Origin of the sequence: Acidocella sp. (genome assembly GCF_036489515.1) — a bacterium.
Lineage (GTDB): Bacteria > Pseudomonadota > Alphaproteobacteria > Acetobacterales > Acetobacteraceae > Acidocella.
The window spans coordinates 17439-36905 of sequence record NZ_DASXFO010000036.1; the positions used below are offsets into that span (position 1 = coordinate 17439).

The 19467-nt window shown below is 64.2% G+C and carries 24 protein-coding genes and 1 pseudogene; 9 read left to right on the plus strand and 16 right to left on the minus strand.

All coding sequences use genetic code 11. From position 1 onward, the window contains the following. Window positions 1-220 precede the first annotated feature (220 nt). On the plus strand, window positions 221-1096 hold the full coding sequence (locus tag VGG47_RS05405; RefSeq protein ID WP_408841563.1) for a glycosyltransferase family 2 protein: 876 nt from the start codon (window positions 221-223) through the stop codon (window positions 1094-1096). Here VGG47_RS05405 and VGG47_RS05410 read toward each other — a convergent pair. The 3 genes from VGG47_RS05410 to VGG47_RS05420 all read right to left on the minus strand — a co-directional run bounded on the left by VGG47_RS05410 (window position 1087) and on the right by VGG47_RS05420 (window position 2426). Continuing rightward, window positions 1087-1413, minus strand: coding sequence for a hypothetical protein (locus VGG47_RS05410; protein ID WP_331536208.1), 327 nt, complete (start codon window positions 1411-1413; stop codon window positions 1087-1089). The two genes, VGG47_RS05405 and VGG47_RS05410, sit on opposite strands and share 10 nt — an antisense overlap. A 330-nt stretch (window positions 1414-1743) precedes the next feature. Next, window positions 1744-2076, minus strand: coding sequence for a helix-turn-helix domain-containing protein (locus tag VGG47_RS05415; RefSeq protein ID WP_325398409.1), 333 nt, complete (start codon window positions 2074-2076; stop codon window positions 1744-1746). Between the two features lie 77 nt (window positions 2077-2153). Further along, complete coding sequence (locus tag VGG47_RS05420) at window positions 2154-2426, minus strand: hypothetical protein (protein WP_331536212.1); 273 nt, start codon at window positions 2424-2426, stop codon at window positions 2154-2156. A gap of 413 nt (window positions 2427-2839) precedes the next feature. Here VGG47_RS05420 and VGG47_RS05425 point away from each other — a divergent pair, with 413 nt between their 5' ends. After that, window positions 2840-3187, plus strand: a complete 348-nt coding sequence (locus VGG47_RS05425) for a hypothetical protein (RefSeq protein ID WP_331536214.1) — start codon at window positions 2840-2842, stop codon at window positions 3185-3187. Here the strand turns inward: VGG47_RS05425 and VGG47_RS05430 are convergent. Continuing rightward, on the minus strand, window positions 3168-3707 hold the full coding sequence (locus tag VGG47_RS05430) for a regulatory protein RecX (protein WP_331536216.1): 540 nt from the start codon (window positions 3705-3707) through the stop codon (window positions 3168-3170). The genes VGG47_RS05425 and VGG47_RS05430 overlap by 20 nt on opposite strands. Before the next feature lie 196 nt (window positions 3708-3903). Here VGG47_RS05430 and rpmI point away from each other — a divergent pair, with 196 nt between their 5' ends. The 3 genes from rpmI (at window position 3904) to VGG47_RS05445 (ending at window position 5568) form a co-directional block, all read left to right on the plus strand. Then, window positions 3904-4107: a 50S ribosomal protein L35 gene (rpmI, locus tag VGG47_RS05435; protein ID WP_331536218.1), complete on the plus strand. Its 204-nt coding sequence runs from the start codon at window positions 3904-3906 to the stop codon at window positions 4105-4107. A 12-nt stretch (window positions 4108-4119) separates the two neighbouring features. Beyond that, entirely contained in the window at window positions 4120-4482 is a 363-nt protein-coding gene (gene rplT / locus VGG47_RS05440) for a 50S ribosomal protein L20 (protein ID WP_331536220.1), read from the plus strand. A gap of 192 nt (window positions 4483-4674) precedes the next feature. After that, complete coding sequence (locus VGG47_RS05445) at window positions 4675-5568, plus strand: EcsC family protein (RefSeq protein ID WP_331536222.1); 894 nt, start codon at window positions 4675-4677, stop codon at window positions 5566-5568. Window positions 5569-5709: 141 nt separating this feature from the next. On the opposite strand, the gene VGG47_RS05450 is transcribed toward VGG47_RS05445, so the two are convergent. Beyond that, on the minus strand, window positions 5710-6075 hold the full coding sequence (locus VGG47_RS05450) for an FKBP-type peptidyl-prolyl cis-trans isomerase (RefSeq protein WP_331536224.1): 366 nt from the start codon (window positions 6073-6075) through the stop codon (window positions 5710-5712). 199 nt (window positions 6076-6274) lie between these two features. On the opposite strand from VGG47_RS05450, the gene VGG47_RS05455 reads away from it, so the two are divergent. Continuing rightward, a complete protein-coding gene (locus VGG47_RS05455; RefSeq protein WP_331536226.1) occupies window positions 6275-6850 on the plus strand; it encodes a flavodoxin family protein in 576 nt (191 codons plus the stop codon). A gap of 56 nt (window positions 6851-6906) precedes the next feature. Here VGG47_RS05455 and VGG47_RS05460 read toward each other — a convergent pair whose 3' ends face one another. Both VGG47_RS05460 and VGG47_RS05465 read right to left on the minus strand, forming a co-directional pair. Beyond that, window positions 6907-7263 (minus strand): YidB family protein, encoded by a 357-nt coding sequence (locus tag VGG47_RS05460; protein WP_331536228.1) that lies wholly within the window; start codon window positions 7261-7263, stop codon window positions 6907-6909. Window positions 7264-7516: 253 nt separating this feature from the next. Continuing rightward, window positions 7517-7903, minus strand: coding sequence for a hypothetical protein (locus VGG47_RS05465; protein ID WP_331536230.1), 387 nt, complete (start codon window positions 7901-7903; stop codon window positions 7517-7519). A gap of 269 nt (window positions 7904-8172) precedes the next feature. Between VGG47_RS05465 and VGG47_RS05470 the strand changes: the two genes are divergently transcribed. Further along, the gene (locus VGG47_RS05470; protein WP_331536232.1) at window positions 8173-9375 is read left to right on the plus strand and encodes a pyridoxal phosphate-dependent aminotransferase; all 1203 of its coding nucleotides are present in this window, start codon (window positions 8173-8175) and stop codon (window positions 9373-9375) included. A gap of 124 nt (window positions 9376-9499) precedes the next feature. Here VGG47_RS05470 and VGG47_RS05475 read toward each other — a convergent pair whose 3' ends face one another. From VGG47_RS05475 to VGG47_RS05505, 7 genes are all read right to left on the minus strand, one after another. Then, on the minus strand, window positions 9500-10171 hold the full coding sequence (locus VGG47_RS05475; protein ID WP_331536234.1) for a YoaK family protein: 672 nt from the start codon (window positions 10169-10171) through the stop codon (window positions 9500-9502). Window positions 10172-10393: 222 nt separating this feature from the next. After that, entirely contained in the window at window positions 10394-11230 is an 837-nt protein-coding gene (locus VGG47_RS05480; protein WP_331536236.1) for a hemolysin family protein, read from the minus strand. Next, a complete protein-coding gene (gene ybeY, locus VGG47_RS05485) occupies window positions 11227-11622 on the minus strand; it encodes an rRNA maturation RNase YbeY (protein ID WP_331536238.1) in 396 nt (131 codons plus the stop codon). Before ybeY ends, VGG47_RS05480 begins: the two co-directional genes overlap by 4 nt. Window positions 11623-11669: 47 nt before the next feature. Beyond that, window positions 11670-12692 carry a PhoH family protein gene (locus VGG47_RS05490; RefSeq protein ID WP_331536240.1) on the minus strand — a complete coding sequence of 341 codons (1023 nt, stop codon included), beginning with the start codon at window positions 12690-12692 and terminating at the stop codon, window positions 11670-11672. Continuing rightward, a complete protein-coding gene (gene miaB, locus VGG47_RS05495) occupies window positions 12689-14044 on the minus strand; it encodes a tRNA (N6-isopentenyl adenosine(37)-C2)-methylthiotransferase MiaB (protein ID WP_331536242.1) in 1356 nt (451 codons plus the stop codon). Before miaB ends, VGG47_RS05490 begins: the two co-directional genes overlap by 4 nt. 192 nt (window positions 14045-14236) lie before the next feature. Next, complete coding sequence (locus VGG47_RS05500; protein ID WP_331536244.1) at window positions 14237-15013, minus strand: rhodanese-related sulfurtransferase; 777 nt, start codon at window positions 15011-15013, stop codon at window positions 14237-14239. Further along, window positions 15010-15768, minus strand: a complete 759-nt coding sequence (locus VGG47_RS05505) for a lysophospholipid acyltransferase family protein (RefSeq protein WP_331536246.1) — start codon at window positions 15766-15768, stop codon at window positions 15010-15012. The genes VGG47_RS05500 and VGG47_RS05505 overlap by 4 nt, the downstream gene beginning before the upstream one ends. Here VGG47_RS05505 and VGG47_RS05510 point away from each other — a divergent pair. Next, window positions 15761-15940: a hypothetical protein gene (locus VGG47_RS05510; RefSeq protein WP_331536248.1), complete on the plus strand. Its 180-nt coding sequence runs from the start codon at window positions 15761-15763 to the stop codon at window positions 15938-15940. The genes VGG47_RS05505 and VGG47_RS05510 overlap by 8 nt on opposite strands. Before the next feature lie 44 nt (window positions 15941-15984). On the opposite strand, the gene VGG47_RS05515 is transcribed toward VGG47_RS05510, so the two are convergent. Then, window positions 15985-17685, minus strand: a complete 1701-nt coding sequence (locus tag VGG47_RS05515) for a class I SAM-dependent methyltransferase (protein WP_331536250.1) — start codon at window positions 17683-17685, stop codon at window positions 15985-15987. A gap of 14 nt (window positions 17686-17699) precedes the next feature. Continuing rightward, window positions 17700-19052 (minus strand): UDP-glucose dehydrogenase family protein, encoded by a 1353-nt coding sequence (locus tag VGG47_RS05520; protein WP_331536252.1) that lies wholly within the window; start codon window positions 19050-19052, stop codon window positions 17700-17702. A 145-nt stretch (window positions 19053-19197) separates the two neighbouring features. Between VGG47_RS05520 and VGG47_RS05525 the strand changes: the two are divergent. Further along, window positions 19198-19467 (plus strand): annotated as a pseudogene (locus VGG47_RS05525) (undecaprenyl/decaprenyl-phosphate alpha-N-acetylglucosaminyl 1-phosphate transferase); the annotation flags it as partial.

Consider the following 19467-nt stretch of genomic DNA (forward strand, 5'->3'; position numbering starts at 1 on the left):
CTTTTATGCTGGGCCGTGGGCTGTGTCAGCGACAGTGCCCATGACCCAGCATAAAAAAGTTTTTTTGCTTCTTTTTGTTCACAAAAAGAAGCCTTCCCTTTTGCTTCGTCGAGCGAGGGCTGGGCGCTCAGGGTCGATGATCGTGCCGGGACGCGCCGCGGCGGCGTGACGCTGCTGGTGAGCTTGCGGTGACGCGGCCTTAAGCGCGGCGCTGACGGCGCTGGCACCCGAGCCGCGCATCCGGGTCATCGCACGAGCCCATGGCGGCATCGCGGCGGCGAGCAATGCCGGGCTCAAGGCGGCGCGGGGGCGGTTCGTGGTGTTTTTCGATCATGACGATGTGCTGGAGCCGGCCGCGCTGGAGATCATGGTGCGGGCGCAGGCCGCGACCGGGGCGCGCCTGCTCTATTCGGACGAGGATAAGATCGATGCTGCAGGAGGTCTGTCCGAACCGCATTTCAAGCCGGATTTTGATGAAAGGCTGCTGCTGGAGCTGAATTACATTTGCCATCTGGTGCTGGTGGAGACGGATCTGGCGCGGCTTCTGCGCTTTGAGAGCGCCGATGACGGCGCGCAGGATCATGATTTTCTGCTGCGCGCGTCTGAAGTTTTGGCAGCGCGGGAGATTCATCATGTGTCAGAGGTGCTGTACCATTGGCGCAAAACGGCGCGCTCGACCGCGGCCGATGGCGGGGCGAAACCGCGCGCCGCCGTGGCCGGGGCAGCGGCGGTGACGGCGCATTTGCAGCGGCGGCGGCGATCAGCCCGCGTGACGTCGCGGCAAAATACCTGTGGCTACCGGGTGACATGGCAATGCCGGCCCGGGCCGGCAAAGGTCACGATCTTGATCCCGTTCAGGGACCAGATCGCGATGACGCGGGCTTGCGTTGCAGCGATCCGCCGGCATACGCGCGGCGTGGCGTATGAAATCGTGCTGCTGGATAACGCTTCTGTTTCTGAAGAGGCGGAAAAGTTTATTGTTAGGCAGGAGAACTTTCCGGACACGCGGGTTTTGCGGATTGCCGAGCCGTTCAACTATGCGGGATTAACAATCTCGGCGCAAAGTTATCTAACGAAGAATTTTTGTTATTTATGAATAATGATGTGGTTGTTAGTCAGTCGTCCTGGGCGCGGCGGATGGCGGATGAGTGCCTTGCGGATGAGACGGTTGGCGCTGTCGGGGTCAAGTTGTTGTACCCGAACGGGCTGGTTCAGCATGCGGGGGTGGTGTTGGGCGTGGGCGGTGTCGCGGATCATGCGTTGCGCGGAATCGCTGGCGATGCGCCCGGTTATGTAATGCGTGCGATGGTTGCGCGGCGCGTGTCGGCCGTAACCGCGGCGTGCATGCCGGCGGCGCCAGGCGTTCGAGGCGGTCGGCGGGTTTGATGCGGCGGCGCTCGCGGTGGCGTTCAACGATGTGGATCTCTGCCTGAAGCCAAGCGAGGTTGCGCGCGGTGCGTTCGGACGCCGCGACGCCCGGGAAAGAAGCCGCTTTTTGAAAAAAGCGGCGCAAAAACTTTTGTCGACGCTGGGCCTAAGGCGCTGAAACAGCACGGCCCAAAGGAGCCTTCCTTTTCGCGTCCCTGAGCGATCGAAGCGCCCGTAAAAACAAGCTAAGGCATGTTAACCTAAACAATCATGCTTTAGCTTGTTTTTACGAGCGCTTCCGTGCGCTGAGCGGGAACCTGTCGGTTCCGGCTCAACGTTGCTTGCGCGCGGCGCACGGCGCGGCTTGGGGCCGCGTCAGGTGCGGGCGAGGCGGCGGGCGGTGAGGAGCAGCATGCGCCGATCCTCCGATGAACAGGCGCGATACAGGCGCATCAGCGCCAGCTCGTCACCCATCAGCGACCCGGTCTCACCGGAGACGAGATAGCCAAGCGAGGTGTTCAACACCTTGGCGATCCGCTCCATATTGTCACGAACCTGGCCGGCACGGTCGGTTTCCCACTGCGCGATGGCGGAGCGGGAGACGTTCAGTTTGGCCGCAAATTCGTCCTGCGTGAGATTGGCCGCAAGCCGCAAAGCCCTGATCCGTGCGCCAACAGTTTCTGTCGGGAGTTGTTTTTTTGATGCCATGACGAAGTTCTAACACGATGTGGCATCCGACGCTACGTTAGTTTTTCTGGACTTGTCCGGTTATTGTTGTTAACATGTTACGAAATTGCAAGGATATGTTGTGCCGTCGGCGAAGCCGGGGACGCACGTGGCTGGCGCGGCCGGCGTGCGGCTGCACGTTGGGGTTGTCGCGGCCGCGATGCGCGCTCGGAACCGGCGATGAGCGGAAAAAGTTCCAGCAAAATCATAGGGAAGGTGCGCCGCCGGGCGGGGTCGAACGAGCCAAGGCGGTGGCCCAGCCTGGCCGGACTCAAGCGCCCGCGCGGCGACAGATCGGCGTTGATGGTGATCCAATAGGCGGTGATGAACAAATTTTATATTCCGTATAAGAAACGTTTTGCCGGCGCTTCCGGTAACGGAAAGGTGATAACAAATGACCAATCGATCGCCCGCGCCGGCGGTAGGGTCGATCGTGGCGCGGTTAGAGGCGAGGGATGCTGCGCTGCGGGCGCTGCCGTCGCCAGGGGATTCGCCTGCCTGGTGCGGCTGTATGCCGAGGTTGCGCGCACGGCTTTGGCAACCGGTGGCAGGCGATGCCCCGGGCGCGGCGGAGATCGGCGCCATTGATGAGGAGTTTTCCTGGATCGGATTGAACCATACGGGGCTGTATACAGCCGCGTATGGTTGATGCGCGGGCGTCGGCGCTGGGGTTACCCATTCCCTTGGCGGCTGGCCGCGGTGCCGGGGGAAACGCAAATCGGGGCCACGCCGGCGCGGCTGGGAGATGGCGTGGCTGGTGCCGCTCTGCAAGCTTGAGCTGTACCGGGCTGGGGTGTTTCTAACAAAACGTTATTTTTTCGGTAATCGTGCCCCAGCATGGGCTGGCATAACCGGCGGCCGGTTGTTAACGCAAACGGCGGACACCCTGACAGGCGCGGCATCACAAGGTTTTGATTGCACATGCATCCGGCCGGCGATCCTGGATAGAAAAAAGCGGCGCAAAAACTTTTACGATGCTGGGCCTGAGGCGGTGTCCGCGACAACGCCCGTAGCCCAGGAGCAAAAAGAGTTTTTTGCTTCTTTTTGTTTGCAAAAAGAAGCCTTCCCCTTCGCTACGCTTGCAGCGTCTTGATCAGCGCTTCCGCCTCGTCCCGCTCCAGGCGCAGCGCGCGGCGGGCGACCTCTTGTGAGAAACCGCCGCGCGCCATGGCGGCCAGAATTTTGAGCTCCGGGGCGGCGCCGAACGGGCCGGCGCGGCGGCGGCGCAGATAGGCGCAGGCGGCGGCGAGCTCGCGCTGCGGGTCGTCCTCGAGGGCAGGCGCGCGCACGCCCTTGGCCGCCAGATGCGCCATGGTTGCGCGGCGGGATTTGCCCTCCCGGGTCAGGCGCTTGGCGCGCGACGCGGCGAAAGCGTCGTCGTTCAATGCGCCCAGCTCTTTCAGCCGCGCGATCACGCCGGGAATCGCGGCCTTGGCGCGCCGGAGGCTGGCGGCGATGTCCGCGTCGCCGTCTTCGGTTGCGTTGGTCCGCGCCCAGCGGTCCAGCCGGCGCGCCAGCACGCGCGCCATCCCGGCCTCGCTTGCCGCGTAGCGCGCCAGATGGTTCAATGCCGCTTCCAATAGTTTTGCCCCGTCCGGGGGTGCCTCCGCCATGGCGGCGAATCTCGCCGTAACTCAGGCCTCTGGCAAGCCGGAAATGCCCCTTGTCACGCCTGGCCCCAGCCTTTATAGGGCGCGCTTCACCGTTAAACGTGATGCGCGCGTGTCCGGGCCGTTAGGCATGCCTGGCCGCCGCCCCGATATCCGGGACCCCCGCTGCCAAGGCGGGGTGTAGCGATAGGAGACCAAAATGCCGAAGATGAAGACCAAGTCCGCGGTCAAAAAGCGGTTCAAGATCACGGCCACCGGCAAGGTGCTCGCCGGCCCCGGCAAGAAGCGCCACAACCTGAGCGCTCGCAGCCAGAAGGCCAAGCGCCAGAATCGCGGTAGCCAGACACTGACCCATGCTGACGGCCTGACCGTCAAGCAGTGGCTCCCCTACGGCCTGAACTAAGGAGACACAGCCATGGCACGTGTGAAACGGGGCGTTACCACCCACGCCCGTCATAAAAAGGTTCTGGCCCTCTCCAAGGGCTATGTCGGCCGGTCATCGACCAATTACCGCATCGCCCTGGAGCGGCTGGAAAAGGCGCTGCGCTATGCGTATCGCGACCGCCGCGTCAAGAAGCGCGAGTTCCGTTCGCTCTGGATCCAGCGCATCAACGCCGCCGTGCGCGAGCACGGTCTGACCTACAGCCAGTTCATTTTCGGCCTGAAGCAGGCCGGGCTGGAGCTGGACCGTAAGGTGCTGGCCGCCATCGCCTTCGACGATGCCGCCGCGTTCGCGGAAATCGTCCAGGCCGTGAAGGGCGTCTCAGCCGCCGAATAAGGAAGAGAAGGCTACTTTTTGTGAACAAAAAGTAGCAAAAAAACTTTATTATGCTGGGCCATGGGCGTTGTCGCCGACAGAGCCTCAGGCCCAGCATAAAAAAAGTTTTTGCGCCGCTTTGGCTCGAAAAGCGGCTGCTTTGCTTATCCCTCTTGCGTCATCTCCGGCCGGACCACATCTCTCCGGTCAGACATGAAATTTTCCTCCCCCCTACCTGACGCCTTGGCCGAGAACGCCTCGTTCCTGACCCCGCAGGAGCAGACTCAGCTCTGGCACGCCGCCATTCTTATGGCGGATTCCCGCGGCGGGGTGATGCGCCTGACCGCCTTGTTCGGCCGGCAGGTCGATGCCATCAAAAATCGCGTGTTCCAAACCGGCGAGCGTCTCGGCGGCGCCGTCTGGGTCGATTTCGTGCAGAGTGCGCAGGAAGCCGTGGAAGATACGCTCTGGCGCAGCTATTCCCTGGCCACGTTCGGCCTCGAGGCCGTGCCGCAAATGCTGCGGCCGCGCCAGCCGCGCAACAATCCCATGCATCGCCTGGCGACGATGGCCAGTGGCGTGGCCTCCGGCTTTGTCGGCCTGCCTGGCGTGGTGTTCGACATCCCCTTTACGACCGCGACGATTTTGCGCTCGATCGCCGAGGTGGCGCGCGACAACGGCGAAGATCTGGCCGCCGAGGAGACAAGGCGGGCCTGCCTGGAAGTTCTGGCCCTGGGTGGCCCGAGCCGCGCGGATGATGAGACCGAGACCGGCTACTGGGCGACCCGCATCGGCGTGAACCACCTGACGGTCACTCTGCTGATCCGGGGGGCGGCGGGGCGTTTCGGCCTAGTGCTCTCGGACAAATTGCTCGCCCAGGCGGTGCCGGTCGCCGGTGCGGTGGCCGGCGGCGCGCTGAACTACGCCTTCACCGACTATTACCAGACCATGGCGCGGGTGCATTTCTGCCTGCGCGCGCTGGAGCGGCGCACCGGCGATCCCGCCGCGCTCAGCGCCTGCTTCACGCAGATGGTCAGCGCGGCGCGAAACCGCCGTCGCTTCGGGCGCAGGCCGACCGCCGGAATGACAATCCTGCTGCCGCGTTAGGGAAGGAAAGACTACTTTTTGTGAACAAAAAGTAGCAAAAAAACTTTATTAGTTTGGGCCATGGGCGCTGTCGGCGACAACGCCCATGGCCCAGCGTAGAAGAAGTTTTTGCGGCGCTTTTTTCAAAAAGCGCCTGCTTACTTACTTAACCTCGAGCAGCTCCACGTCGAAAATCAGCGTCGCGCCGGGCGGGATCACGCTGCCGGCGCCGCGCTGGCCGTAGCCGTGCTCGGCCGGGATGATCAGCGTGCGCTGCCCGCCGACCTGCATGGTCGCAACCCCCAGATCCCAGCCGGCAATCACCTGCTGCACGCCGATCTTGAAGGTGAAGGGCTGGCCGCGGTCGCGCGAGGAGTCAAATTTCTTCCCCTTCGTGCCGTTTTCGTCCAGCCAGCCGGTGTAGTGCACGGTGACCATCTGGCCCTTGGTCGGCGTGTCGCCGGCGCCGACCACGTGGTCTTCGTATTTCACGCCGGACGGCATGGTGATGATGTTGTTTTCGGCCATTGCTATCGTCTCCGTTTGTGTCGGGTTTCAGGTAATGAATTCAGCCCTGCCCGGCAATCGCATGGGGCCGCCGGCAACGGCAAGCATAGCTGCCTTGCCACCGCGCTCGCCAGGGGGTTTGGGCGTATCGTTTTGCACCGCACCCGGATAAGACGCGACGCGTAGGCTCGGTTCGAGCGTTACCAAAAGAGGACCATCCATGACCACCATCGCCATTGTCTACCACTCCGGCTACGGTCACACCCGCCGTCAGGCCCAGGCTGTCGCCGCGGGCGTCACCAAGGCCGGCGCCACCGTGCAGGTGCTCTCCATCAACCACGAGACCGGCGACCTCGCCGCCGCCGACTGGGACCTGCTGCAGCAGGCCGACGGCATCATCTTCGGCTCGCCCACTTATATGGGCAGCGTCTCCTGGCAGTTCAAAAAATTTGCCGATGCCAGCTCGAAGCCCTGGTTCGGCCGCGCCTGGAAGGACAAGTTCGCTGCCGGTTTCACCAACTCGGCCTCGATGAACGGCGACAAGTTCCTGACGATTTCCTACCTGATGACGCTGGCGATGCAGCATGGCATGGCCTGGGTTGGGCTCGACATTCTGCCGGCCAACACCAAGGCGGCCACCCGCAACGATTTGAACCATATCGGCGGCTTTTCGGGCGCGCTGATGCAGACCCCGGCGGACGCCTCGGTCGACGAGATGGTGCAGGGCGATCTGGATACGGCGACCGTCCTGGGCGAGCGTTTCGCGACCTTCGTCGCCACGCATAAGCCGGTCTGATCCGTACGGGCCTTGCGCCCGCGCAACGAAAAACGGGGGCTGATGCCCCCGTTTTTTTATTGCGGCAGCGTGCCGTCCGGTGTTTGCTGGTCGACCACGGCAGGCAGATGCTGCGCGATCAACTGCTTCGCCTGCTCCGGATCGACGCCGAAGCGGTCCGCGATCGCGGCCACCACCGGGGCGCCCAAGGCGCTCTCCACGTCTTCCGCCGCGATCGGCTGGTTCTCGCCGTTGCCGACCCAGGAGGCGGCTTGCGCGCCGAATCCGGTCTGCTCGAATTGCGTGACCAGTCCCGACACGCCCTTGATGCCGTGCTGCTGGAGCACTTCCATGACCTGACCGGTCACGAGCGAGGTGCCAGCCCCTGACAGCGCCTGGCCGATCATGCTGGAAATGTTGTCAAACAGACCCATGGCTGTGTTCCTTAGAGAGAGAAGGTTTGAGAGATGGAACCTGCTTGGGCAAGCGAAAGGGAAGGCGTCTTTTTGTGAACCAAAAGAAGTTTTCTGCACCAATGGAGCCGTGCTGGTTTTACCGCCGCAGGCCCAGAGGAACAAAAATTTTTGGTGCCGCTTTTTTCAAAAAGCGGCCGCTTCCCTCTCTCCGAGAAGCTGGTCCCTGGAGCATTCATCGTTACGAAGGATGCTCCAGGCGAAGCGCTACGTCTTAGCTCTTGGAGGCGTGATAGCCGGCGGCCAGCGCCGATTTCTGGCAGACATAAGCGCCGTGCTTGGTCTTGCCGAAATACTTCGAGCTGGTGAGGTGGAACAGCTTGCTGTGGCCGGTATTGGCCCAGACCACGACGTCACTCGAGCAATGCGCCTGCGCGGCGGAGAGGGTGGAGAATTTTTCGCTGGTGGGCAGGGCATGCGCGGTCATGTGGTGCGTCGTCTTGGCCGGGCTCGGCGCGGCCATGCTCATGCCGGACATGCTGCCCTGCGAGGTCGTGCTCGGGGCGGGGGTGGTTTGCGCGAGTGCGGCCTGCGCGCCGAGGGCGATGACGGCGGCGGTCAGGGACGGCACGGCGAAACGCGCAAATTTGAATGACATCATGATATTTTTTTCTTTCCTTAAGTGCCGCATCCGGTCGGCGCGGTTTTGTGAAGACGATCGCCTATCTCTAGTTTTGACTTCGATATAAGTGACGTCCGCTTTTCTCCTGTGTTGCGATTCGTATCAAGCTCATATCTTTGACCCATTGGGCGCTGACGCCGGAAGGACGCACATATTTGTGATCGGGCGGATCTGACCTGGCTATGGTTGCGGTGCTGCGGCACCAAGGCTAGGGTCGCGGCGTTTTTCCCAGCAGATCGAGACCCAGAATGACCCTGATCGCCGACCGCCTGAACCGCATCAGCCCCAGCCAGACCATCGCCATTTCCACCAAGGCCCGGGCATTGAAAGCCGAAGGCCGGGATATCATCAGCCTGTCCGCTGGCGAACCGGATTTCGACACCCCCGACCATATCAAGCAGGCGGCGATCGCGGCGATCAACGCGGGCGATACCAAGTACACCGACGTCGCCGGCACCGCGGCGCTGCGCCAGGCGATCGTGGCGAAGTTCAAGCGCGACAGCGGCATCGACTACAAGCCGGAAGAAATCATCGTCTCCACCGGCGGCAAGCAGGTGATCTTCAACGCCATGCTGGCCACCGTGCAGGCGGGCGACGAGGTCGTCATCCCCACCCCGTGCTGGGTCAGCTATCCGGATATCGTCGCACTCGCCGAGGCCAAGCCGGTGTTCGTGCCGTGCAGCCAGAATAACGGTTTCAAGCTGCGCGCCGAGGATCTCGAGGCGGCGATCACGCCGAACACCAAATGGGTGTTCCTCAATTCCCCCAGCAACCCGACCGGTGCGGCCTATTCCGCCGCCGACCTGCGGCCGATCTGCGACGTGCTGCTGAAACACCCCAACGTGTGGGTGTTCACCGACGACATCTACGAGAAGCTGGTCTATGACGGTTTTAAGCCGGCCACCATCGTCGAGGTCGAGCCGCGCCTGCGCGAGCGCACCCTCACCATGAACGGCTGCTCCAAGGCCTACGCCATGACCGGCTGGCGCATCGGCTATTGCGGCGCGCCGCTCGCCCTCATCAAGGCGATGGACAAGCTGCAGAGCCAGTCCACCTCCAACACCTCCTCGGTGAGCCAGGCCGCCGCCGTCGCGGCGCTGAACGGGCCGGAAGACGAGATCGTGAAAATGGCCGAGGTCTATAAGGCGCGCCGCGACCTGGTGGTGGACATGCTGAACGACGCCCCCGGCATCATCTGCAGCAAGCCCGAGGGCGCGTTCTACGTGTTCCCCTCGATGCGCGGCTGCATCGGCAAGACCACGGCGAAGGGCAAGAAGATCGAGACCGACGAGGATTTCGTGATCGCCCTGCTGGATGAGGAAGGTGTCGCCGCCGTGCACGGCTCGGCCTTCATTTATCCCGGGCATTTCCGTATCAGCTACGCCACCTCGACCGAGGCGCTGCGCGAGGCCTGCACCCGTATCCAGCGTTTCTGCGCCGCGCTGAAGTAAAGGGAAGACTACTTTTTGTGAACAAAAAGTAGCAAAAAAACTTTGTTAATTTGGGTCATGGGCGTTGTCGGGGACAACGCCCATGACCCAGCATAGCAAAAATTTTTGCGCCGTTTTCTTCGTTCTAGCCCCGGTGCAGCAGCTCTGAGAGCAGCGCCAGTACCACCGCCGCCAGGGGAATGAACCCGAAGAAGGGGAGCCCGAAGAACACCGCGTAGCCGGTCCCCAGCGCGCCGAAAAAATACATCAGGAACGAGGCGACCTGCCGCTTGGTATCCTTCGGCACCGCGAACTTGCCGCTGACCAGCATCTCGGTCAGGGCGATGACGATGTTGGTCAGCGTGCTGGTGAACACCACTGTCGGGATGTTTGAAAGATTCACGCGCTTGCCGACGATGCTCTGAATGCCCATCGCCACCGCGCCGAGCACGATCACCGCATCCGTCCCCGGATTGCCGTTGCGATGGGGTGCCGCAAACCAGATCGTCACCGCGGCGGCGATCAGCAGCGCCTGCACCGTCAGCAGCAGGCGCAGCGCCGGGTGCTGGCCGAGCTTGCGGCTGAGCAGCGTGCCGATGACACCGCCCAGCACGTAGCCGACCAGCGCGATCGCCGAACCGATCGCGGAGTCGAAGGAGAAGCGGCTGATGTAATAGCCGAGAAACGCCAGGTTGCCGGTCATCGCCGAGACCAGAATCCCGCCCAGCTTGGAGAAGGCGATGACATCCATGGAACCCGCGGCGAAGGCGGTAAGGACGAGAATGAGTTCGAGCGAAGGCTTGGTCTTTTCGGGCATCTTCCACCGGGCGTTAGAGCGTAATGGCTTGAAAGCGAATCGAGTGGCGCTTTTGAGCGATGGAAGCGGTGAAGGCAAGCAAGGGAAAGGCTTCTTTTTGTGAACAAAAAGAAGCAAAAAAACTTTATTAATGCTGGGCTATGGGCGTTGTCAGCGCCAACGCCCATAGCCCAGCATAGCAAAAAGTTTTTGCGCCGCTTTTTTAAAAAGCGGCTACTTTCTTCAATCCGATCTCGCGGTGCGGCGCGCCCGCAGCCGGCGGATCCGCCGCGCGTCGGCTTCCAGCACCAGGAATTCGATGCCGGACGGGTGCGGGATGATCTCGCCCTTGGTCGGGACCCGTCCGGCGAGGTTGAACACCAGCCCGCCCACCGTCTCGATATCGGCGTCGCGCTCATCCTCCGAGAGCACCGGCCCCAGCCGCGCCTCGAATTCCTCGACCGGCAGCAGCGCGTTGATGTCGAGCGCGCCGTCCGGGCGCTCCACCAGCAACGGCCCCTCGATTTCGTCATGCTCGTCGGAAATATCGCCGACGATGGTCTCGACCAGATCCTCGATTGTCACCAGCCCGTCGATGCCGCCATATTCGTCGACCACCAGCGCCAGATGCGTGCGCGTCTGGCGCATCTGCAGCAGCAGGTCGAGCACGGCGATCTGCGGCGCCACCAGCAGCGGCTTGCGCAGGATCTTGTCGAGCGAAAAATCCTCAGGCGCGCCGGTGAAGGCGAACACGTCCTTGATGTGCACCATGCCGGCCACGTCATCGAGATGCTCGCGGAACACCGGCATGCGCGAATGGCCTTCCTGGCGGATCAGCTCGATCGCCTGGGTCAGTGTCACGTCGGCGCGCATCGCGATGATGTCGGGCCGCGGCACCATCACGTCGTCGGCGGTGATCTCGCGCAAATGCAGCACATTGGCGATCAGCGCGCGTTCCTGAAGGTTCAGCCCCAGCGCCGCTTCGTTGCTGGCCTCCTCGACCAGTTCGGCGATGGAGTCGCGCACCGACATTTCCGTGTTGCGCAGGCGCTGCAAAAATCGTCCCAGGGTCGAGCTCATCGGTTTTTCCACGGATTGGCGACGCCGAGCCGGGCCAGCAGTTTCGCCTCCTCCGCCTCCATGCGCCGTGCGTCGCCCACATGGTGATGGTCGTGGCCCTGCAGATGCAGCGCGCCATGGATCAGCAGATGCGTCAGATGCGCCGCCACCGACTTGCCGGCCGCCAGCGCCTCGCGCCGCACCACGCCGAGCCCCAGCAGAATTTCCGCCGGCTGCTCATAGGTGAGCACATTGGTCGGCTTGTTCTTGCCGCGGTCGCGGGCGTTGAGCTGCTTGATGGTGCGGTCGTCGGTCAGGACCACATCCGCGTCGCAGTCCGCCTCTTGCATGGCACGCGCCACCAGGCGGGGAATATCCCGCACATGCGCGTGCCAGCGGCGTTCCGTGACCATTAGTCCGCCCCCGAAGGGGCTCGTACTTCCAGGTTCCATTGTCTCTTTCAGCCGTGGCGCTCGCGCGCATGTTCCCGTGCGGCGGCGTGACGTTGATCATAGGCCTCGACGATCCGCCCGACCAGCGGGTGGCGCACCACGTCGGCGTTGCTGAAGCGCGCGACGCCGATGCCGGAAATCCCTTCCAGCGTGTCGAGTGCGTCGGCGAGCCCTGAGCGCGTGCCCGCCGGCAGGTCGATCTGCGTGAGGTCGCCGGTGATCACCATGCGCGTGCCTTCGCCCATGCGGGTCAAAAACATCTTCATCTGCACCGGTGTGGTGTTCTGCGCCTCGTCGAGGATCACGACGGCATGCGCCAGCGTGCGACCACGCATGAAGGCGAGCGGGGCGATCTCGATCTCGCCGGTGGTCATCCGCTTGGTCAGCTGCTCGCCGGGCAGCATGTCGTTGAGCGCGTCATAGAGCGGGCGCAGATACGGATCGACCTTCTCCTTCATGTCGCCGGGCAGGAAGCCCAGCCGCTCGCCGGCTTCCACCGCCGGGCGCGAGAGCACGATGCGGTCGACCTTGCCGGAGGTGAGCATCGCCACCGCCTGCGCCACCGCCAGATAGGTCTTGCCGGTGCCGGCCGGGCCCACGGAGAACACCATCTCGTGGCGCGCCAGCAGGTCCATATACGCGGCCTGCGAGGCGCTGCGCGGCCCGATCGCGCCCTTGCGGGTGCGGATCGCCGGCAGGTCGGAGAGCGGCAAACGCGGCTCGCCGGCCGGGTCGGTGAGGCGCATCGCCGCGTCCACGGCCGGTCCGTCGATCATCTCGCCCCGTTCCAGCTGGTGGTAGAGCGCCCCCAGCGCCGCCTCGGCGGCGCTGACCTGCAACGCCTGGCCGGTGATGGAAATCCGGTTGCCCCGGCAGGCCAGCCGCACCCCGAGCCTCTGCTCGATGCGGGCGAGATGCCGGTCATGGTCTCCGAGCAGCAACGGCAGCAGCGCATTGTTGTCGAAGGTGAGGGTGAGGGACCGCGGCAGCGGCGTGGGGTGGGTAGCCGGAGATGCGATGATCTGGCTCAAGCGGCGATTTGCTCCTGTTCAAGACGGCCGAGAAGTGAATTGGGGTTGGCGTGGGTGATGGTCACGGTGTGCACCTCGCCGGTGAGCGGGGCAGGGGCCTCGACCACCACCGGCTGGGCATAGAGCGAACGCCCGGCGATCTGTCCGGCATGGCGCCCCAGCCCGGTGAACAGCACCGGCGTGGTCAGCCCCACCGTAGAGGCGTTGAAGGCGTCCTGCTGGCGGCGCAGCTCGGCCTGCAATTCATACAGCCGCGCATCCTTCACCGCCTGGTCCAATTGCGGCAGCCCCGCCGCCGGGGTGCCCGGGCGCGGCGAGTAATTGAAACTGTAGGCGAGCGCGAAGCCGGTCTCACGCACCAGCGCCATGGTGGCGGCGAAGTCCGCGTCGGTCTCGCCCGGATGGCCGATGATGAAATCCGAGGTGAACGCCATGTCCGGCCGCACCTCGCGCAGCCGCGCCACCACGCGGCGGAAATCGTCCGCCCCATGCTTGCGGTTCATCGCGCGGAGAATTTTGTCGGACCCAGATTGCACCGGCAGGTGCAGAAACGGCATCAGCGCAGGATTGTCCCGGTGCGCCAGGATCAGCTCCTCGGTCATGTCGTTCGGGTGCGAGGTGGTGTAGCGCAGCCGCTTGAGCTCCGGGACCTCGGCGAGCGCCGCCAGCAGCCGCGCCAGGGACCAGATTTTCCCGTCCGGCCCCTCGCCATGATAGGCGTTCACGTTCTGCCCGAGCAGGGCGATTTCGCGCGTGCCCTGGGCCACCATGCGCCTGGCCTCGGCGATCACCTGCGCCGCCGGGCGCGAGGCCTCGGCGCCGCGCGTATAGGGCACCACGCAGAAGGAGCAGAACTTGTCGCAGCCTTCCTGGATCGTGAGGTTGGCGATCACCCCCTGCGATGCCCCGGTCGCGGGCAGAAAGTCGAACTTTGGCTCCGCCGGAAAATCCGTGTCGATCACCGCGCCCTGTGTGCGGTGCGCCTGGGCGATCAGTTCCGGCAGGCGGTGATAAGCCTGTGGCCCCACCACCAAATCGACGAACGGCGCACGCTTCAGCAGCAGCTCGCTCTCGGCCTGGGCGACGCAGCCGGTGACGGCGATCATCATCCTGCCGCCGCCTTCCTCCTTCAGCACCCGCAGGCGCCCGAGCGCGGAAAACACCTTTTCCTCGGCGCGCTCGCGGATATGGCAGGTGTTCATGATCACCATGTCGGCGCCTTCGGGCTTGTCGACGGTGGTGTAGCCGAGCGGCGCCAGCAGGTCGGCCATCCGTGCACTGTCGTACACGTTCATCTGGCAGCCATGCGTCACGACATGCAGTTTGCGGGGCTTGCGGTCCGTGGAATTCATACGCCTACAACTCGATCACTAAAGATTGCCTCAAAGGGTGATGCAAACTTTAGCGCGAATTGGGACCGTCTCCAAAACATGCAAGATATTCGCGCACCGAATCCGGCATCCGCACGGTTTGTGCCGGCGGAGAGAGACCTGAACGGCAGCGGCGAGCCAATCAATGCGGGAAAAACCCTCCTTGCATGGGCCTTACTCGGCATCTTTTCCCGGCGCCGTGTCAAGAAGATTTGGATGAAGCTTCGGTGTCTTCAAGGTCAGCCCATGGCCGAGCGCGACCCGCTGGTCGAACACGAAGCAGTCGCCGCGCCACCGGCTGTGCGCTTCCGGGATCTCTTCCAGATAGCGCAGAATCCCGCCCTGCAGCTGGTTCACCTCTGAAAATCCCGCCTCGATCATATAGGCGCTGGCCTTCTCGCAGCGGATCCCGCCGGTGCAGAACATCGCGATTTTTTGCGTTTTGTCGTGCCCCAGCTCGCGGTCGACATAGTCCTTGAACTGGCTGAAGCTGGTCAGCTTTGGGTCCACCGCGTTGGCGAAGGTTCCCATCTCCACTTCGAACCCGTTGCGCGTGTCCAGCACCAGCACGTCCGGATCGTCGATCAGCCGGTTCCACTCTTGCGCGCCCACGGCCCGGCCCATTTGGCTGTCGGCCGCCAGGGTGCTGCCAAAGGTGATGATCTCGCGCTTCAGCTTGATTTTCAGCCGATCGAAATGGTTGGCGTCGGCGGTGGAAAATTTCAGCTCCAGCCGGTCGAAGGCCGGGCGGTGCGCGGCCGGCTGCCGCAGCGCCGCCACGAACGCGTCGATCGCCTCATCGGCCCCGGCCAGCGTGCCGTTGATCCCTTCCGGACTTACCAGCACCGTTCCCCAGATTTCCGCGCCGCCGCAGAGCGTCAAAAACTCTTCGCGCACGGCTTCGGGCTGCTCCAGGCGCAGGAACTGGTAAAACGCGGCAACCTTGTTCATCGCCAGTCCCGCCCCTGGCGCAGCGACGCGGCGTTATGCGCCACCTGCGCCTCCAGCGCCGCGGTCAGCGCCTTGCGGTTGGCGTAGGTTCCGGGGGCGATCTCCTCATCCAGGATGATCGTCGCATGCAGCCGCCGCCGCCGGCCGATGCGCGCGTAATGCGAGGCCAGGTCCATGTCGCCATACCAGGAAATATCCGGCCGCTCGTGGCGGCGCACCGGAAACCCGTCGAGTCCGTCATAAACAAGCGTCACGGGCTGCACGTAAGGCCGGGGCGCCGTCTCCGCCAGGGCCAGGAAGGCGGTGGAGAAGCGCAGAATGCGCACGCCGTCGGAGGTCGTGCCCTCGGGAAACAGGATGATGTTGTCGCCCGCCGCCAGCCGCGCCACCAGCCTGGCCTGCTCCGCGCCCACCGTGGTCCGGTTGCGCGAGACGAACACCGTGCGCCCCAGCCGCGCCAGCCATTTGATGAACGGCCATTGGTCGATCGCGCCCTTCGCGACGAAGCAGCCCGGCAGCACGCTGCCGAGCGCGATGATGTCGATCCAGGAACAGTGATTGGCGATGAACAGCACCGGTTTCTGCGCCGGCAGGCGGCCGATCACGGTCAGCCGCAGCCCCAGCAGATAGGCCACGCCGCGCCAATAGATCATCGCGAACCGCACTTTCGCGCGGCCCGGCAGGGTCAGCAGCACGGCTTGGGTCGGCATGGCGAGCAAAGTCCAGGCCAGGATGACCACCAGCCGCATGGTCATGCGTATCAGGGAGGGCAATCCTTCACACAAGTCTCCAACGTCACGCACGCTTGATGGCGGGAAAACCGGAAGGCGGCAAGGAAGTAGCCGCTTTTTAAAAAAAGCGGCGCAAAAATTTTTATTGTGCTGGGTCATGGGCTGTGTCGCCGACAACGCCCATGACCCAAATTAATAAAGTTTTTTTGCTATTTTTTGTTCACAAAAAGTAGGTATTCCTTACTCAAACAGCGCCGGCACCCGCGCCCTCAGCGCCGCGTTCAGCTCGTCCCGGCGCGCCCACAGGCTGCGATACCAGGAGCTGCGTGCGCTCACCTGATAGGCGAGCATGCGCTCCTCCGCGACATAGAGCCGGGCCGCCTCCGCCATGTTTCGCATTGCCTCCGGGTCGGCGAGCAGCCGCAGCAGCCCGGCGCGCAACTCCGTCGCGTCGCGGAAAATCACCCCGGTCTGGCCGTCGCGGATTGTGCCGGCATAGACCACGTCGCTTGCCAGCGCGCTCACCCGCGCCGCCGCCGCCTCGATGAATTTCAGGTCCGATTTGGCGCGGTTGAACGGGGTGTCCGCGAGCGGCATGAAGGCGATCTCCGCCGTGCCCAGCATGCGCAGATAGCCGGCGTAATCCGTGATCGGGTCGAATTTCTTGTGCGGCGTGTCCAGGGCCTGGAAAAACGCCTCGTCATGCAGCACGTGAAACTGCAGCCGCGCGCCTACCGCGCCCGCCACCTCGTTCAGCACCGGCATCAGCGGCGCCCAGTCCGCGCCGCGGTTCAGCGCGCCGAAGAACAGCGTCATGCGGTCCGGATCACGGAAATTGCGGGTCAGCGGCAGCTCGAACACAGCGTTGGGGAACACGCCGAGCTCGGGATTCTCCGGGCGTAAAATCTCGGCCAGAGCCGGCGTGCTGGTCTGCACAGCATGCACCGCGCGGAAGGTCAGCAGCGCGTCGAGATCGACGCCGCGCTCGCGCATGAACAGCGGATGGTCGTCGAACTCGCTGACCACCACATAATCCTGGCGCAGCAGCGTGCGCAGCCGGGCGAGGCCGGGCTCGCCCAGCAGCAGCGGCCGGTGCAGCACGGCGATGCGCGGCGCGTCCGGGAGGTGCGGCGTCAGGTCCGCCTCGTCCTGGATCTGCGTATAAGTGGCGCTGTCGCTGCGCAGGGCGCGCAGCGGCAGGGTCACGCGCACGTCGCTCACCCCGCCGAGCGGCGCCAGCATGGTGGCGTTCACCTCCAGCCGCGCCGGTGCTGCGCGGCGCGCCCGCCAGATGAACTGCAAGGGGGCGGCGCGGCGATAATATTCCTCAGGATCCAGCCCCAGCGCCCGCAGGCCGGGGGTCAGCGCCGCGACGAAGCGTCGCGCCTCCCCGGTCTCGGTTGGCCGCGGCGCGACATCGGCCAGCTCCAGCCCCGCCGCCGTCAGCGCCTGGCCCATCATGCGCGGCGTGAACCAGCGCAGATGCGCGCGGTCCAGCAGCCCCTGCGTCTCGTAGTCGAACTGTCCGGCCAACAGCCGCGCCGCCAGCGACCAGTGCTCGACATTGGGCATGCAGACCAGCACGGTGCCCTGCGGTGCGAGATATTTCGCCTGTTCGATCACCAGCCGCCAGGGATCGACCAGATGCTCCAGCACATCGCCATAGATGATGCAGTCGATGCCGCCCGGCAGGTCGAACGGCATCGGCGTCGCCTCGACATCGCCGCAATACACGTCGCGGAGGCGCTGCCGCGCGATCGCCGCCGCCGCTTCGTTGCGCTCGATGCCCAGCACAAGGGCACGGGGATTGCGGCGCAGATAGTTCGCCCCCAGCGCCCCCTGTGCGCAGCCGACATCGAGAACCGTCGATGCCGCCAGCGGTATCTTCTCCAGCAGCTCGGGGTTGGCGAAATCCGGGTAACGCTGCTGGAGGTACGACACATGTTTTCCTGGGGTTACGTTTCCTGGGCGCTTTCTGTTTCTGATTCGTTACGATTCTCGTTTGCCCTACCTATGCCCTGATAGGCAAATCCGGCGGCGCGCATGGCTTTCGGATCGAACACGTTGCGCAGGTCCACGATCACGTCGCCGCGCATCAGCTGCTTGAGCCGGGCCGGGGGAAGGGAGCGGAATTCATTCCATTCGGTGATCAACACCAGCGCGTCCGCGCCTGACACCGCCTCCGCGGCATCCCGGGCGAAGGTCACGCCTCCCGGCAGCATCGGCTTCGCCCCCACCATCGCGGCCGGGTCGAACGCCGTCACCTTCGCGCCGCGCGAGATCAGCCCCTCGATCAGCGGCAAAGCGGGCGCCTCGCGCATGTCGTCGGTCTCCGGCTTGAAGGCGAGGCCCAGCACCGTGATTTTCCGGTCCCGAACATCGCCACCGCAGGCTTTCACCACGCGCGCCGCCATGCTGCCTTTGCGGTTGTCGTTCACGCTCACCACCGACTGGATCAGCCGGCTCGGCGCCCCGGCCTCCTCGGCGATGCGCATGAGCGCCAGGGTGTCCTTGGGGAAGCACGAGCCGCCGAAGCCCGGTCCGGCATGCAGAAACTTGCGGCCGATGCGGCCGTCCAGCCCGATGCCGCGTGCCACGTCGTGCACATCGGCGCCGACTTTCTCGCACAGATCCGCCATTTCGTTGATGAAGGTGATCTTCATCGCCAGGAACCCGTTGGCGGCGTATTTGATCAGCTCGGCCGTCTCCAGCCCCGTGAAGACGATCGGCGCCTCGATCAAATAAAGCGGCCGGTACAGCTGGCGCAGCACCTCACGGGCGCGGTCGCTGTCGGTGCCCACCACCACGCGGTCCGGCCGCATGAAGTCGGTGATGGCGCTGCCCTCGCGTAAGAATTCCGGGTTGGCCGCGACCTCGATGTTCAGGTCCGGGCGCAATTGCCGCGCCAAAGCCGCGATTTTCCGCCCGGTGCCGACGGGCACGGTCGATTTCGTGACGATGATCGCGGGATGGTCCAGCGTCTTCACCACCTGCTCGACGGCGGCGAACACATAAGTGAGGTCGGCATGACCGTCGCCGCGCCGCGCCGGGGTGCCGACGGCGATGAACACCGCCGCCGCATCGGCGATGCCCTCTTGCAGCGTGGCCGGAAAGGTCAGCCGCCCGGCCGCCATGTTCTCCGCCACCAGCCGGTCCAGACCGGGCTCGTAAATAGGGATCTTGCCGTCCAGCAGCATGCGGCGTTTGGTCTCATCGGCCTCAATCACCGCCACTGCCACGCCGAACTCTGCGAAACAGGCCCCCGATACCAGACCAACATAGCCGCCGCCGATAATCGCAATCTTCATCTGCCGCCTCCAAGCGCTGTGTGTGTCCGATCTGGCGTGGCTGCCGGAGGCAGACAAGACCCGATTCACATGCCGTGGGTCGAAGAAGGGAATCCGGCCTAACCATCTTCAAATTCAGTTGCGTTTCGGCCATGGTCCGGCGCACATGGATTCCGCACTCCCCCTCGGCCTGGCTCTGCCGCGCCACCTCGCCCTCATGGCAGGCCTCGCTATTTTTTCCGGCATCATCGTCCGGATCATGATCACCATCGGCGTGCCCGATCGTCCGGACGCGCGGAAGGCGCACACGCAGACCACGCCGAAATCGGGCGGGGTCGGCGTGGTCTGCGCTTTTCTGCTCGGCGTGCTGTTGCTCTATCGCTATGGCCAGGTCTCCCGTCTGGCGGAGGGTTATTTCATCGGCGTGATCGCCGCC